Annotated in this window: 17 protein-coding genes; 8 read left to right on the top strand and 9 right to left on the bottom strand. The window is 63.2% G+C overall.

Features of this window, described 5'->3' with window-relative positions; genetic code table 11:
* Position 1: 1 nt before the first annotated feature.
* Together phnK and IB277_RS24045 are read right to left on the bottom strand one after the other, a co-directional pair.
* The gene (phnK, locus tag IB277_RS24050) at positions 2–778 is read right to left on the bottom strand and encodes a phosphonate C-P lyase system protein PhnK (RefSeq protein ID WP_192371970.1); all 777 of its coding nucleotides are present in this window, start codon (positions 776–778) and stop codon (positions 2–4) included.
* On the bottom strand, positions 775–1,653 hold the full coding sequence (locus IB277_RS24045) for an alpha-D-ribose 1-methylphosphonate 5-phosphate C-P-lyase PhnJ (RefSeq protein ID WP_034800089.1): 879 nt from the start codon (positions 1,651–1,653) through the stop codon (positions 775–777). The genes phnK and IB277_RS24045 overlap by 4 nt, the downstream gene beginning before the upstream one ends.
* Positions 1,654–1,697: 44 nt before the next feature.
* Between IB277_RS24045 and IB277_RS24040 the strand changes: the two genes are divergently transcribed.
* Entirely contained in the window at positions 1,698–1,892 is a 195-nt protein-coding gene (locus IB277_RS24040) for a hypothetical protein (protein WP_112985978.1), read from the top strand.
* 26 nt (positions 1,893–1,918) lie between these two features.
* Here the strand turns inward: IB277_RS24040 and IB277_RS24035 are convergent, their stop codons facing one another.
* Genes IB277_RS24035 through phnG form a run of 3 tightly spaced genes read right to left on the bottom strand, consistent with a single transcriptional unit; the run spans position 1,919 to position 4,107 of the window.
* A complete protein-coding gene (locus IB277_RS24035; RefSeq protein ID WP_060583604.1) occupies positions 1,919–3,028 on the bottom strand; it encodes a carbon-phosphorus lyase complex subunit PhnI in 1,110 nt (369 codons plus the stop codon).
* Positions 3,029–3,031: 3 nt separating this feature from the next.
* Positions 3,032–3,640, bottom strand: a complete 609-nt coding sequence (phnH, locus tag IB277_RS24030) for a phosphonate C-P lyase system protein PhnH (protein ID WP_060529561.1) — start codon at positions 3,638–3,640, stop codon at positions 3,032–3,034.
* The gene (gene phnG, locus IB277_RS24025; RefSeq protein ID WP_089046012.1) at positions 3,640–4,107 is read right to left on the bottom strand and encodes a phosphonate C-P lyase system protein PhnG; all 468 of its coding nucleotides are present in this window, start codon (positions 4,105–4,107) and stop codon (positions 3,640–3,642) included. Before phnG ends, phnH begins: the two co-directional genes overlap by 1 nt.
* A 90-nt stretch (positions 4,108–4,197) precedes the next feature.
* On the opposite strand from phnG, the gene phnF reads away from it, so the two are divergent.
* From phnF to IB277_RS24010, 3 genes are all read left to right on the top strand, one after another.
* The gene (gene phnF / locus IB277_RS24020) at positions 4,198–4,947 is read left to right on the top strand and encodes a phosphonate metabolism transcriptional regulator PhnF (RefSeq protein WP_029742729.1); all 750 of its coding nucleotides are present in this window, start codon (positions 4,198–4,200) and stop codon (positions 4,945–4,947) included.
* 169 nt (positions 4,948–5,116) lie between these two features.
* Entirely contained in the window at positions 5,117–6,511 is a 1,395-nt protein-coding gene (locus tag IB277_RS24015; RefSeq protein WP_034800094.1) for a selenium-binding family protein, read from the top strand.
* A gap of 33 nt (positions 6,512–6,544) precedes the next feature.
* A complete protein-coding gene (locus IB277_RS24010; RefSeq protein WP_112985979.1) occupies positions 6,545–7,171 on the top strand; it encodes a hypothetical protein in 627 nt (208 codons plus the stop codon).
* 21 nt (positions 7,172–7,192) lie between these two features.
* On the opposite strand, the gene IB277_RS24005 is transcribed toward IB277_RS24010, so the two are convergent.
* Both IB277_RS24005 and IB277_RS24000 read right to left on the bottom strand, forming a co-directional pair.
* Positions 7,193–7,885 (bottom strand): glutathione S-transferase family protein, encoded by a 693-nt coding sequence (locus IB277_RS24005; RefSeq protein WP_192371969.1) that lies wholly within the window; start codon positions 7,883–7,885, stop codon positions 7,193–7,195.
* Positions 7,886–7,976: 91 nt separating this feature from the next.
* On the bottom strand, positions 7,977–8,567 hold the full coding sequence (locus IB277_RS24000) for a VOC family protein (protein WP_034800095.1): 591 nt from the start codon (positions 8,565–8,567) through the stop codon (positions 7,977–7,979).
* Between the two features lie 265 nt (positions 8,568–8,832).
* Here IB277_RS24000 and IB277_RS23995 point away from each other — a divergent pair, with 265 nt between their 5' ends.
* The 4 genes from IB277_RS23995 (at position 8,833) to IB277_RS23980 (ending at position 11,289) form a co-directional block, all read left to right on the top strand.
* Entirely contained in the window at positions 8,833–9,273 is a 441-nt protein-coding gene (locus tag IB277_RS23995; RefSeq protein WP_049810982.1) for a hypothetical protein, read from the top strand.
* 215 nt (positions 9,274–9,488) lie between these two features.
* Positions 9,489–10,088 carry a hypothetical protein gene (locus IB277_RS23990; RefSeq protein WP_192371968.1) on the top strand — a complete coding sequence of 200 codons (600 nt, stop codon included), beginning with the start codon at positions 9,489–9,491 and terminating at the stop codon, positions 10,086–10,088.
* Entirely contained in the window at positions 10,088–10,678 is a 591-nt protein-coding gene (locus tag IB277_RS23985; protein WP_192438700.1) for a hypothetical protein, read from the top strand. Before IB277_RS23990 ends, IB277_RS23985 begins: the two co-directional genes overlap by 1 nt.
* 11 nt (positions 10,679–10,689) lie before the next feature.
* Entirely contained in the window at positions 10,690–11,289 is a 600-nt protein-coding gene (locus tag IB277_RS23980) for a hypothetical protein (RefSeq protein ID WP_192371966.1), read from the top strand.
* On the opposite strand, the gene IB277_RS23975 is transcribed toward IB277_RS23980, so the two are convergent.
* Complete coding sequence (locus IB277_RS23975) at positions 11,210–12,472, bottom strand: hypothetical protein (RefSeq protein ID WP_192371965.1); 1,263 nt, start codon at positions 12,470–12,472, stop codon at positions 11,210–11,212. The genes IB277_RS23980 and IB277_RS23975 overlap by 80 nt on opposite strands.
* Before the next feature lie 81 nt (positions 12,473–12,553).
* Positions 12,554–13,250: methylmalonyl-CoA mutase family protein (locus IB277_RS23970; RefSeq protein ID WP_192371964.1), on the bottom strand; the 697-nt coding region annotated here is incomplete at its 5' end.

Below are 13,250 nucleotides of genomic sequence, written 5' to 3'. Positions count from 1 at the left end.
TTTACACCTGCAGGATCGAGGAGACGAGGAGCTGGGTATAGGGCTCGCGCGGATCGTCGAGCACGCGGTCGGTCAGCCCCTGTTCGATGACCGCGCCATCCTTCATCACCATCATGCGGTGTGAAAGAAGGCGGGCGACGGCGAGATCGTGGGTGACGATGATGGCGGCAAGCCCGAGGTCATGCACGAGGCCGCGCACGAGATCGAGCAGGCGCGCCTGAACCGAGACGTCGAGGCCGCCGGTCGGCTCGTCCATGAAGACGAGGCGCGGGGAGGTGACGAGGTTGCGGGCGATCTGGAGGCGCTGACGCATGCCGCCCGAAAAGGCGCGCGGCTGGTCGTCGATGCGGTCGATGCCGATTTCCACCCGCTCCAGCCAGTCTCTGGCGGTGGCGCGGATGTTGCCGTAGTGGCGCTCGCCGACGGCCATCAACCGCTCGCCGACATTGGCGCCGGCAGACACGGTCATGCGCAGGCCGTCGGCCGGGTTCTGGTGCACGAAGCCCCAGTCGGTACGCATCAGGAAGCGGCGCTCGGCTTCGCCCATGCGGGCGAGGTCACGGTACTGACCGTCGCGCATGTGGTACTCGACGATGCCGGAGGTCGGCATCAGACGGGTCGAGAGGCACGACAGAAGTGTCGTCTTGCCCGAGCCGGATTCGCCGACGATGGCGAGCACTTCGCCCGCATAGAGCTCGAAGGAAACGTTGCGGCAGCCGATGCGGCTTCCGTAGAACTTCGAGACGTCGTTCACTTTCAAAAGCGGGAGCGTACTCATTCTGCGGCTTCCTTTCGGGCAAGCATGTGACCTGCATGGCCGCAGGCGCGGCGGTCTTCGCAATGATCGGTATCGGAGCAGACGAACATGCGTCCGCCCTTGTCGTCGAGGATCACCTCGTCGAGATAGACGTCCTCGGCGCCGCAGAGCGCGCAGGGCTTGTCGAAGCTCTGGATCTCGAAGGGATGGTCGTCGAAATCGAGGCTGACGACTTCGGTATAGGGCGGGACAGCGTAGATCCGCTTTTCGCGACCGGCGCCGAAGAGCTGCAGCGCTTCCGACATATGCATCTTCGGATTGTCGAACTTAGGCGTCGGCGACGGGTCCATCACGTAACGTCCCTCGACCTTGACCGGATAGGCGTAGGTCGTGGCGATATGGCCGTTGCGGGCGATGTCCTCGTAGAGCTTCACATGCATCAGCCCGTATTCCTCGAGCGCATGCATCTTCCGCGTCTCGGTCTCGCGCGGCTCGAGGAAGCGCAAGGGTTCCGGGATCGGCACCTGGTAGACGAGCGTCTGTCCCTCCGAGAGTTTTTCCTCCGGAATGCGGTGGCGCGTCTGGATGATCGTCGCGTCTTTCGTCCGGGTGGTGACGGCAACGTCGGCGACCTTCTGGAAAAAGGCGCGGATGGAAACCGCGTTGGTTGTGTCGTCGGCGCCCTGGTCGATGACCTTCAAGACGTCCTGCGGACCGAGGATCGAGGCGGTGACCTGCACGCCGCCGGTGCCCCAGCCGTAGGGCATCGGCATTTCGCGCGACGCAAATGGAACCTGGTAGCCGGGAATGGCGATCGCCTTCAGGATCGCGCGGCGGATCATGCGCTTGGTTTGTTCGTCCAGATAGGCGAAATTATAGGTAGCAAGGTCGTTCATCGCTGATTACCCTTGAGTGTGTCGACCGCTGATGAGGCCAGGATTTGAGCGAGATTTTCGTCTGGGTGATTGGGATCTTCGTGCTGTGTTCGGCGGTTGCCGGCCTGTTCGGCATTGCCCGCCGGCCGCAGCGCGAGCCGGAGAGCAGGGCGCGCAAGAACGACGGAGGTGGCGACGCCGGTGGTGTCTATGCCGGTGACGGCGGCGATTGTGGTGGCGGGGATGGCGGCGGCGATTGAACCGCTAGGGCTGGCGGTATGCCCGATCATTCGGCCGCCTCCCGTTGTACCTTCGGTGCTTCACCTGAATTCGCGGCCTCGTAATCGCGGCGCATGCGGCGCACGAGATCGAGTTCGGCCTGGAAGTCGACATAGTGCGGCAGCTTCAGGTGCTCGACGAAGCCGGTAGCCTGAACGTTATCTGCATGCGAGATGACAAATTCCTGATCCTGGGCGGGTGCGACGATGTCCTCGCTGAACTCGTCAGTGCGCAGTGCCCGGTCGACCAGCGACATCGACATCGCTTTGCGTTCACTCTGGCCAAAGACGAGGCCGTAGCCGCGGGTGAATTGCGGCGGCTGCTTGGCCGAGCCCATGAACTGGTTGACCATCTGGCATTCAGTGACGCGGATCGCGCCGAGTGAGACGGCAAAGCCGAGTTCCGGCAGATCGAGTTCGACTTCCACTTCTCCGATGCGGACTTCGCCGACGAATGGGTGGGTGCGGCCGTAGCCGCGCTGGGTGGAGTAGGCGAGCGCCAAGAGGAAGCCTTCGTCGCCGCGGGCAAGCGCCTGCAGTCGCAGGTCCCGGGCCATCGGAAACTCCATCGGCTCGCGGGTAAGGTCGCCCATGACATGGCCCTCGGGCATCTGGCCATCACCCTCGATCAGGCCTTCGCCGTCGAGAATGTCGGAGACGCGCATCACATGCTCACCGGGCTCCTTGACTGCCGGTTCTTCGACCGCTTCGTCGGCGATCAGTGATGGGTCGAGCAGGCGGTGGGTGTAATCGAAGGTCGGGCCCAGAAGCTGTCCACCGGGCAGATCCTTGTAGGTCGCCGACACGCGGCGCTCGACCTTCATGTTGGCGGTATCGACCGGCTCGGAGTAGCCGAAGCGCGGCAACGTCGTGCGATAGGCGCGCAGGATGAAGATCGCCTCGATCATGTCGCCGCGCGCCTGGCGGACGGCAAGGGCTGCGAGCGCACGGTCATAAAGCGAGGCTTCCGCCATCACTCTATCGACCGCAAGGCCGAGCTGCTCGACTACCTGGTCGATAGTGATGGAGGGAAGGCTACGGTCGCCACGGCGGCGATCGGCGAGAAGGCGGTGGGCATTGGCAATGGCGGCTTCCCCGCCCTTGACGGCTACATACATGGCTCACGCCTCCTTGAGCGAAAGACGGGTGGTGCGCGGCAGGCAGACGAGCTTGTCGCCGGCCGTCAGCACGAGATCGACGCCGCGCGGAAAGATCGCGCGATTGGCGGTCCAGAATTCGAGGAAGACGTCCGGCAGCCCCTTCACCGCAATCTCCGTCACGTCCTTGATGCCGGGGCCTTTGGCGGTCAGCGCAGGGCCGCCGCTCAGCGCTTCGACTTCGATGACGAGTGTCGTCGAGCGATCCGGATATTCCTGCGTGCCAAGCGAGAACTGGTCGAAGCCGGGGAAGGCCGCGCCCTTTTCGATGAAGGCGAAGCGCGCGTCGGTCTTGCTGGTGGTGAGCGGAGCACCGGTGTGGAAAGCGATCCACTGCGGAACGGCCGATTTGGAAAGTGCCGGCGTCAGCCAGACGGGCGTGTCATGGTCGCACAAAGTCAGCGCTACGGCGCCTGCGGCGGTAGCGAGCGGAGCCGGAGGCGTGCTCGTCGCTTCGAGGCGCTTGATCGTACCCGGACGGGCAAAGCCGTCCATCAGGTCGCGGAAGACGGACTGAGCGGCAAAGACTGGATCGGCAAAAGCGCCGGCGTAAATCTGCGATTGGCTGGCCATCAGTCGTCTCCCCGAACCATGGTGAAAAAGTCCACGCGGGTGGCCGCGGTTTCTTCCGCCTTGCGGCGTTCTTCCTGGGCAAGCCGGTCGGCCACGCGGCCAAGCAGGGCCTCGACCCTAGCCCTGTCGCCGTCACGCTGGGCAAGGGCGTCGAAGATGGCGGCAAGCCGGGCGCGTTCCTTGTCGGTTCCGAGCAACTGCCCGTGGCCGATTTCGCCGGTCGAAAGGCGGACGGTGGCGCGCGACACCGTAGCCTCGCCGAGATTGAAGGGATCGCCGCCGCCGCCGATGCGGCCGCGCACCATGACGAGGCCGGTCTCGGGGCCTCGGACCGGGTGAACCTCGGGCTGGTCTGCGAGCGCTTTCCAGGCGTCCTTGAGTTCGGCGAGCGTTGCCTGGGCGAGCAACCGCATGGCCTCCTTGCGCGCCGGGTCCGGCGGGCTTTCCTGCTTCACTTTCGCGTCCATCATTTTCACCTCAAATGTCTATTGATCTAGACAACTATACATCTTATACTTTTTCATAACGTCGGCAAATGACAGGCTTGTGACATGCCAATGCGAAAAGACACGGCAGCGCGAAAAGTGGTGGAGCGCCAGACCGGCGTCGCTCTCTGGCGGCAGATTGCCGACCGGATCCGCCTGGCAATCAGCAATGGCGACTATGACGCGACCGGCATGGTGCCACCGGAAACGGTGCTTGCGGGCGAGTTCGGCGTCAACCGGCACACGGTCAGAAGCGCGCTGGCGGCGCTGGCCGAAGAAGGGCTGGTGCGTCCCGTCCAAGGGCGCGGCACAATGATCGAGCGCAAGGAGCGGGTGAGTTATCCGATTTCAAAGCGCACGCGCTTCTCGCAAGGTCTTGGCCACCAGGTGAAGGAAATTGGCTCGCGGCTGCTCGGCCACACGGAATTGCCGGCAAGGGGCGAAGTGGCGAGCGCGCTTGCCATCAGGCCCGGTGATCCGGTGATCGAACTCAGAACCGTCAGCAGCGGCGATGGTCGACCGCTCTCGGTATCCTCGAGCTACTATCCGGCGCATCGCTTCCCGCGCATGGCCGAAGAATTCGAACAGCTGCACTCCGTCACCAAGGCCTTCGCAGCCCACGGTCTGGATGATTATGTACGCGCCTCAACGGAGATCGTCGCCCGGCACGCTGACGCCGACGAGCTTGCGATGCTGAAGCTCTCGCCGGGCGCAATCGTGCTCGAAGCCCAGTCGATCAACGCCGATCTCGACGGCAAGCCGATCGAATATTCCCGTAGCCGCTTTGCCGCTGACCGGATGAAGCTGCGGATCGAGACTTGAGGCCATGAGGCCGCCTCTGCCGGTCGCGATGACGTCTCGCTCAACCAGAAGCGTTCCGATCCCTGTCAGGAAATTAGGCAAAGGCCGTATTTCCGACGCGTTTTTGCCGCATGACCGGAGCCTGCATCAGGACCGCGCATTCGGGAATTCTCTAAGGGGGAGAATGGCAATGGCGACGTGGCGACCCGATCCTTCCTTCTATCCATCACCGCGCATGGCGGCCAAGGCTCCAAAGGAGACGCTCGCCTACGTGGCGGCTTTCGATCCGGACCGAAGAAGGCCGGACGCGATCGCCGTCGTCGATGTGGATCCGGCGTCGCAAAGCTATTCGCAGATCGTCGGGCAGGTCGAGATGCCGAATGTCGGGGACGAGTTGCACCATTTCGGCTGGAACGCGTGCTCCTCGTGCCTGTGTCCCAACGCACCGCATCCACATGTCGAGCGTCGCTACTTGGTGGTGCCGGGCCTGCGCTCCTCCCGTCTCCATATCATCGACACCAAGCCGGACCCCCGCAATCCGAAGATCGTGCGGGTGATCGAGCCCGCGGAAATCGCCGAGAAGGCGAATTATTCGCGGTTGCACACAACCCATTGCGGACCTGAAGGCATTTACGTCAACGCGCTTGCGGATCGAGACGGCAAGGCGCCCGGCGGCATTTTCCTGCTCGACCATCAGAGCTTCGATGTGCTCGGACAGTGGGAAATGGACCGTGGGCCGCAGAAGCTCGCCTATGATTTCTGGTGGCACCTCGGCCACGACACGATGATCACCAGCGAATGGGGCACGCCCGATACTTTCGAGAACGGGCTGGTGCCGGAGGTGCTGCTTGGCTCGAAATACGGCCGCCGCCTGCATTTCTGGGACCTGCACAAACGCAAGCACGTGCAGGAGATCGACTTCGGCGAGGAACACCAGCTCGTTTTCGAACTGCGCCCGGCCCACGATCCGACCAAGGCCTACGGTTTCGTCGGCTGCGTCATCAGCCTCAAGGACCTCTCGGCGTCGATCTGGACCTGGTATCGCGACGGCGACCGATGGGCCGTGAAGAAGGTGATCGAGATCCCGGCAGAACCGGCCGATCCGGATCTGTTGCCACCGGTGCTGAAAGGCTTCAGTGCGGTCGCGCCGCTCGTCACCGACATCGACCTGTCGATGGACGATCGCTTCCTTTACGTTTCCTGCTGGGGCACCGGCGACATGATCCAGTACGACGTGTCCGACCCCTTCGCACCGAAGGAAACGGGGCGGGTCAGGATCGGCGGCATCGTTTCGCGTGCGAGCCATCCGAAGGCGAAGAACGGTGCGCTCAACGGTGGGCCGCAGATGGTGGAAATCAGCCGCGACGGCAAGCGGGTCTATTTCACCAACTCGCTCTATGGCGCCATCGACCCGCAGTTCTATCCCGAAGGCATCGACGGTTGGATGGTCAAGCTCGATGTCGCCGATGGTGGCGGGATCGCCTTCGACGAAAACTTCTTCGTCGACTGGCCAAAGGGTCATCGACCGCATCAAGTTCGTCTCGAAGGCGGCGACTGCTCGTCCGATTCCTATTGTTATCCGTGAGGAGGGAGCCGCGGTGCAGCCGGGTCACGGCGAATGACGACGGTCTGGCCATGGCTCTCGCTCGCCGGCCTCGGTGCCTTTCACGGCCTCAACCCGGCAATGGGCTGGTTGTTTGCGGTTGCGCTCGGACTTCATCGCCAGAGCAGCCGGGTCGTCTGGCTGTCCCTCGCACCCATTGCGGTTGGTCACGCGATCTCGGTCGCGACCGTGCTGGCGGTGGTCGCAGCATTCGGCTCGGTGCTGGATCCGAACACATTCAGGATCGCGGCCGCCGTGCTCATTCTCGTTGCCGCCGGCTACACCGCCATTTATGGCCATCGCCACCGCGTCCGGGTTGGAATGCGGACCGGCATGGCGGGACTTGCGGTCTGGTCCTTCCTGATGGCGACGAGCCATGGGGCCGGCCTGATGCTGGTGCCGGCGGTGCTCAGTCTCTGTCTTGCAGGCCACGCCGGCGAACTGGCGATGGCAAGTTCGCTGCCGGTCTCGCTCGCCGCCGTCGCGGTGCATAGCATCGCGATGCTCACGGTAACCGCGGTGCTGGCGCTCGCCGTCTTCACCTGGTTCGACCTTGCGGTCCTGCGTTCGGCCTGGATCAATTTCGATCGCCTCTGGACGCTCGCACTCGGGGCAACCGGCGTCGCACTCCTCATTCAATGATCCGCATCGTAGCGGCCGAGCCTATTGCCGCTGCGATTTTACATAAGCGATATAGCCGCGGACATCGGCGGCGGGCTCGGCATAGGCGGCCCCGAGCGTTCTTTCGATGCTTGCCATGTAGGTCTTTGCCCAGTCCGGCAGGTCATAGTCGATCGCGGCCAGGAACTCGAGCGTTGCTGCGAGCCGGATATCGGCGATCGAGGGCTTGGCGCCACCGATGAACGGCTTGTCGCCAATGTAGAAAGCGCGGAATACGTCGAGCGGTTCGGCAAGGGCTGCAACCGCTGCCTTCCGGGCGATCTCCTTCGTCGCCGCATCGGCATCGCTGCAGCCGACTTCGCCCGCGTAGAGCGGAAAGCTCAGCGCCGGATAGGTTGCGCGGGCAAGGTAGGGATAGAAGGTGCCGATCAGGTAGAACATGGCGCTGTCGATCATCGCGCGTGCTTCGGGTTCCCTCGGGTAGAAGTCATCAAGCCCATGTTTGTTGCAAAGGTACTGCATGATCGCGCAGCTTTCCCAAAGCGCGCCCCTGGGCAGGTCCGCGGTCTCGATCATCGTTGTCAGATGCGACGGCGCTCGTGCCAGATATTCGGGCGAGCGCGTCTGGCCGTAGACATCGTTTTCACTGAAATCGAGCTTGGCTGCGCGCAGGAACACGCGCGCGGTCATGTTGTTGACGCTGGGCTTGATCACGTTGAGCTGGATTGCGGACATGGCATTCCTCCCGGTTGATCGTCGTTGAACTGGCGGCGGCTCGCCCGCGGCAGACACCGCCACTTGGCTACAGATCTCACCAAGTGCGACTCTATCGCGGTCCGTATGGGTTCTTCGGTTGGCGATCGAGCGACAGCGTCGGCCGAGAGCGTTCGTTCAGGGCTTCGATCGCATCGGCGAGATGGACCTCGGCGATGTTATAGTCGCCGCGTTCAGTCCTGATCCTATGCGCTTCCATCAGGACTTCGGCATGGCTGTGACCGGCCGGCGGCTCGAAGCGATAGGAGGCAAGTTCAACCAGCAGCCCAAGCGGATCTTCGAAGTAGATCGAATCCATGAAGCCGCGATCCTTGACGCCACTGTGGCGGATCTTTCGCTCATCGAGCCGCTCCACCGCCTGGTTGAATGTGGCGCGCGAAACAGCAAAGGCGATGTGATGCACACAGCCCATGTCGGTCGGGGTGCGCTCGGGATCCGGCGTGCGGTTCTCGTCGGTGAAGACGGTGATCAGGCGGCCATCGCCCGGATCGAAATAGAGGTGGCTTTCGCTCGCCCGGTCGAGGTTCGGTTGCTCGAAAATGAAGGGCATGCCGAGCAGCCCCTCCCAGAAATCGATCGACGTCTGACGGTCCGCCCCGACAAGCGTGATGTGGTGAACGCCTTGCGATTGCAGTTTGCGCATAGCCGGCCTCCCGGGTTCGGCGGAGAATGTGGGCCGAATGGCGCCTAGCACCGCTTTCCACCGCATGCAATTGTCGTCCGTCGCGGGCAGAAGGCAAGCGCCAATGACGGGTGGATCGGTGGGCGGAAAACGCGTTGTGGCTGGTCAATGCACAGCTTTGAGCCCACCTGATCTTGACCACCTCCAATTTGGTTGTTTTTCTAGCGTGACACAATCAAAGAATGCGAAGAGTTGTGTATGTCGGTCCGCGATGAGGAGGGAAAGCATGAAGATCCTGTGCAGGGCCGGCGTCGCCGGCCTGTTGCTTCTTTCGTCTGCCGCCGCCGTCAGGGCCGACGGTGATGCGTTTGTCGGACAGTGGCGCCAACTCACCTCCACGGCAGGGCGTTGCAACACCTGCTATATCGGCATCGTCAGGCACGGCGACCTTTTGACCGTCAGCAGCAACAACGGTTGGCAGGCCGTCGCGAACGTCGAGCGCTTTGCCGATCTGCCGCTTGCCGCAGGCAAGGGTGAGTGGAAGCCGACCGTTTCCGGCGCCTATGGCGGCAGAAGCTTCGGCATTCAGTTCGTTCGGCGTGGCGGACAATTGCAGATGTTCATGGTGGTGTCGCGAGGGAACGGGACGCCCATGTCCATCCGCGCGACCTTCGAGAAGAGGCTTCCGGCTTCCGAGGAGCCGGCGATGGAGATGCACCGCATCTGACCCAATGCGCGCACCTCGCTGGCCGCGGGCGGCAACGGCTGCCCGCCCGGTTTACATCGCACATGGGTTCACTCCGACGATCCAATATTCCACATTCGAGCTTCGTTCTGAGGTTGCGTCCACTGCCTCAACCGTTTCCGACACGCGTGTTTTGATTTCCCCGGCAAACTTTCCTATCTTCCGGTTGCAGTATCCGCAGGGTGGATGGAGGACAGATGCCGGTCATGCGGCGGTCGAAGATCAGGCAGCGCCTGCTGATCATGCTTGTCACCGGTATCGGCGGCATGGCGGCGGCTGCGATTTCCTTTACTTCGGCGGTTTACGATGCAGCCAATCCGGTTCCTGTTCCGGTCATAGGTAAAGACCAGGTCGTCGACACGGGCCGTTGGCGGGTGACCATCAATGGCGCTTATATGTCGTCTCTGCCGCCAACCGGCACCAAACCGTTCGAGCCGAAGAGGTTCCTCCTTGTGGATCTCGAACTCGACAACCGGTCCGTGGCCAGCAGCAACGTCTTCATGAACCTGATCACGATCAAGGATGACGTCGCTCCGCTGCAGCCCAAGCCCACCTATTACCTGGCGAGAGACAAGTGGATCGCCAGTGCGATCAATCCGAACATGCCGGAAAAACTGGTCGCGGCCTGGGAGTGGCCGGCGAACCGCCCGGAACCGCAAACGCTTTCGCTGGCGATCGGCAAACAGATCTACAAGCCACGTGACGATCTCTACGGCGCGCCGAATTGGTTCGATGACGGCGAGGCCGCGGTCGTCGAGTTGCCGGTGACGCAAGCTGTGGAGACGACGGAGCAATGATGTCGGCTTTCCGTACGCTGCTGCTTTGCGGCCTTGCAATCGTGGCGCTCTATGGGATGCGAAACAGTACCCCCGGCTACGGCGACATCACCGCGCCGATCGCCATTCGCGGTGCTGTCGGCGAGCGGGTGGAGACACGCGACTTCGCTTTCGGCGCAGCCAATGTGCATCTGGCACGACAGCTCAAGGTCGAAAGTTTTGGCCGGGTCAAGGACTTCTCCACATCCGGCATCTGGCTAGTCATCGAGGGCGCGGCCGTTTCCAAGACGGAAACGATGACGTTGATGTCTGCGGAATGGCTGGCGAGCAATGGTTTGCGCTACGCGTTGAGCCAGCGGTTCTCGACCGTGCCGGGCTATCTGCCGACGGAGCGGCTCGAACCCGGCCTGCCACGGCCGGTGCTTCTTGCCTTCGAGCTTCCCGAGGCGGCCGTTGACCAGGGCACGCTGCTCGTCGCACGCAGTCGTGTGTCGCCGCTCGCCGAGGAACTGTCGATTGCGCTCGGCGACAAGAAGCCGGCTGAGATCAAGCCGTCCGTCACCATTGCGCGCAGCGGCAGCGGCGCGCCCTGGACACTGGCCGCGCACTGAGGGAGGTAGTCATGAGCGAGAAACGCACCTTCTGGACCTGCCTGCTCGCGTTGATCGTCGCGCTGCCGCTCGCCTTCGTTGCCCGCGCATGGGAAAGCCTTGGTGAGAGCCAATGGCTCGCCGGCGGTAGCCCGGAAATCGTCGTTGCGGATGGAGCGGCGCAGGCCTTCGCCGGCGGGCAATGGAAGCTTATGGATATGCGACGCCTGCCGCGCACCGACGACGCACGCGTCATTCTTACCGAATTCGAGGCATCGCCGACCGATCTCGCCGCTTTGTCGAAGGGCGCCTGCCGCGTTCGACTGATCGACGACAAAGGGCGCCGCTTCGAACCGGTCACCCTGACCGAGCCGATCGTGCGAGAGATGTATCCGGAGGTGGCCGAGCGTCAGCGCTGCAGTGTCCTGGCCTTTACGGATGCCAAGGCCGGCAGCCCCGTCCGCATGGCCGAGAGCTTCATCGTTCCGGCGGAGGCGCGGGACCTTTCGCTGCGGATCGAATTTCCCGGCGCCAGTGACGAGACGCTGGTGTTCAAGTGGACGCGTAGTTTATCTCGGCCTTATCGGCCTGACGGGAAACGGCGTGTTCGAGCATCGCCGCCAGCAGGGTGATGCGCAGGGCATCGAGCACGATGCCGCCGTTGAGATCGCTGGGGCTGCCGATGAAAAGGCTCACGGCATCGAAAACGAGCCGCCAGCTCGCAAGATCTCCCACGTCCAGCGTCCGTGTTGCCGCGTACCACGTCCAGGCGCCGAGCCAGGCAATGGCATTGTAGGCGATGATAAAGGCGAAAAGTGCCGCCAGCCCCGAACCGAGCGTCAGCTTCAGGCAGGTCCAGATCGGCGCATAGCGGGAGCGATAATCGCCGATGAAGTGGTCGAGAAAATCGGCGACCCATTTGCGCAGCGTGCGGGCGCGGCGCGGCTTTGGCGATGCCGGCGGGGTGCGCGGTGTTGCGCTCGAAAGCTCGTAGCCGTTGATGATGGCCGCCATGACCAGCCAGACGACCGGAAGGAGCGCATAGAAGAACAGCCCTGTGGCCTGGCTATCCCAGTCAGGTTTTCTCAATTCCACCGGCACGAAGGTCTCGGCGGCATGCGCAACGCCGGCGAAGGCGAAGCCGTTCATGCTCAGAAGCTTGCCGGCGCCAAGCCAGGTGATCACCTGGTCCTTCCAGACCGACAGGCCGTAGAGACCGATGAAGATCCAGCTTGCATCTGCAGCGACGATCAGCAGTCGCCAGACGGGCGCTTCGCTCAGCGTGCTCATGCGTTTTGCGCCCCAGCGTACAAGCCAGCAGAGCGCGATCGACACGAGAACGCCGCGCGACCCCAGAATATCGAAGAAGTTGGCTTTTTCGCCGAAAGCGACGGCAGAAAGTGCTGACCGCGAATATTCGCGCACGGTATCGCCGAGAAACCCCCAGGCGGCGTAGTAGGCAAAGAACGGCAGCAGGGCGGCGGCGGTGACGGCGAGCAGCCTGCGCTCGGCCTTCGGAACCTTGGTCTCGACAGGCGCCGCTGCCGGTTGTTGCCGGAGCGCTTCGAGCGCCGGCAAGCCCGGGCGAAGGACCATGAACATCAGCACGATGACGACGAGCTTCGCCAACACGACGAGGGAGAGCGTGACCATGCCGCCGAGCGGATGCTGCATCCCGATCCAGACGGCTGCCCGCATCAGGAGGTCGTGCACGATGGCGCCGCAGGCGCCGACCAGCAAGAGCTGAGGCCAGAAGCGGGCGATAAGGCGCGCCATCAGGGCAAAGGGTCCGAACACTTCGGCGATCGACGTCATGCCGACACCATAGTTGCGTCGGCCGGCTACGACAACCGCTCGGGGCGAACGGAGAGAGGATGTCTTCCGCGTCGCCCGGTGTCAGATGTTGCGGCGCTTGCCCTCGATCAGGTCGAGCACCGCGCGTGCCGCATCGAGCACGTTGGTGCCGGGGCCGAAGACCGCCGACACGCCGTTCTCCATGAGATAGTCATAGTCCTGGCGAGGGATGACACCCCCACAGATGACGATGACATCCTCGCCGCCACGCCTTTTCAGCGCTTCGGCCAATTGCGGCATCAGCGTCTTATGGCCGGCTGCGAGCGAAGAGACGCCAATGACATTGACCTTGTTCGCAAGCGCCATGTCGGCCGCTTCCTCCGGTGTCTGGAACAACGGGCCGGCAAGCACGTCGAAGCCGATGTCGCCAAAGGCCGACGCGATCACCTTGGCGCCCCGGTCGTGGCCGTCCTGGCCGAGCTTGGCGACCATGATTTTCGGCTTGCGGCCGAGTTTCGCCGAAACCTCGTCGAGGCGGCCGGAGAGCACCTCGAGTTCAGGCTCGCCCTCATAGGCCTTGCCATAGATCTTGCTGACGACCTTGGGCGTTGCGGCATGGTCACCAAAGGCGCCGCGCATCGCATCGGAGATTTCGCCGACGGTCGCGCGCGACCGCGCCGCTTCGACGGCGGCCGCCAAGAGGTTGCCTTCGCCGGTCGAGGCGACCTTTGAAACCGCGGCCAGGGTCTCTTTCACCTTTGCGCTGTCGCGCCGCCGCTTCGTCTCCTCGATGCGACGG

Source organism: Ensifer sp. ENS07, from assembly GCF_014852185.1.
In the GTDB taxonomy this organism is placed as follows: Bacteria; Pseudomonadota; Alphaproteobacteria; order Rhizobiales; family Rhizobiaceae; genus Ensifer; species Ensifer adhaerens.
Note: the sequence above shows the minus strand (reverse complement) of the source record. Positions and strands in the feature narration are given on the sequence as shown.

Coding starts and splice junctions, on each gene's coding strand:
- phnK (WP_192371970.1), bottom strand. CDS start 778: ATGAGTACGCTCCCGCTTTTGAAAGTGAACGACGTCTCGAAGTTCTAC.
- IB277_RS24045 (WP_034800089.1), bottom strand. CDS start 1,653: ATGAACGACCTTGCTACCTATAATTTCGCCTATCTGGACGAACAAACC.
- IB277_RS24035 (WP_060583604.1), bottom strand. CDS start 3,028: ATGTATGTAGCCGTCAAGGGCGGGGAAGCCGCCATTGCCAATGCCCAC.
- phnH (WP_060529561.1), bottom strand. CDS start 3,640: ATGGCCAGCCAATCGCAGATTTACGCCGGCGCTTTTGCCGATCCAGTC.
- phnG (WP_089046012.1), bottom strand. CDS start 4,107: ATGGACGCGAAAGTGAAGCAGGAAAGCCCGCCGGACCCGGCGCGCAAG.
- phnF (WP_029742729.1), top strand. CDS start 4,198: ATGCGAAAAGACACGGCAGCGCGAAAAGTGGTGGAGCGCCAGACCGGC.
- IB277_RS24015 (WP_034800094.1), top strand. CDS start 5,117: ATGGCGACGTGGCGACCCGATCCTTCCTTCTATCCATCACCGCGCATG.
- IB277_RS24010 (WP_112985979.1), top strand. CDS start 6,545: ATGACGACGGTCTGGCCATGGCTCTCGCTCGCCGGCCTCGGTGCCTTT.
- IB277_RS24005 (WP_192371969.1), bottom strand. CDS start 7,885: ATGTCCGCAATCCAGCTCAACGTGATCAAGCCCAGCGTCAACAACATG.
- IB277_RS24000 (WP_034800095.1), bottom strand. CDS start 8,567: ATGCGCAAACTGCAATCGCAAGGCGTTCACCACATCACGCTTGTCGGG.
- IB277_RS23995 (WP_049810982.1), top strand. CDS start 8,833: ATGAAGATCCTGTGCAGGGCCGGCGTCGCCGGCCTGTTGCTTCTTTCG.
- IB277_RS23990 (WP_192371968.1), top strand. CDS start 9,489: ATGCCGGTCATGCGGCGGTCGAAGATCAGGCAGCGCCTGCTGATCATG.
- IB277_RS23985 (WP_192438700.1), top strand. CDS start 10,088: ATGTCGGCTTTCCGTACGCTGCTGCTTTGCGGCCTTGCAATCGTGGCG.
- IB277_RS23980 (WP_192371966.1), top strand. CDS start 10,690: ATGAGCGAGAAACGCACCTTCTGGACCTGCCTGCTCGCGTTGATCGTC.
- IB277_RS23975 (WP_192371965.1), bottom strand. CDS start 12,472: ATGACGTCGATCGCCGAAGTGTTCGGACCCTTTGCCCTGATGGCGCGC.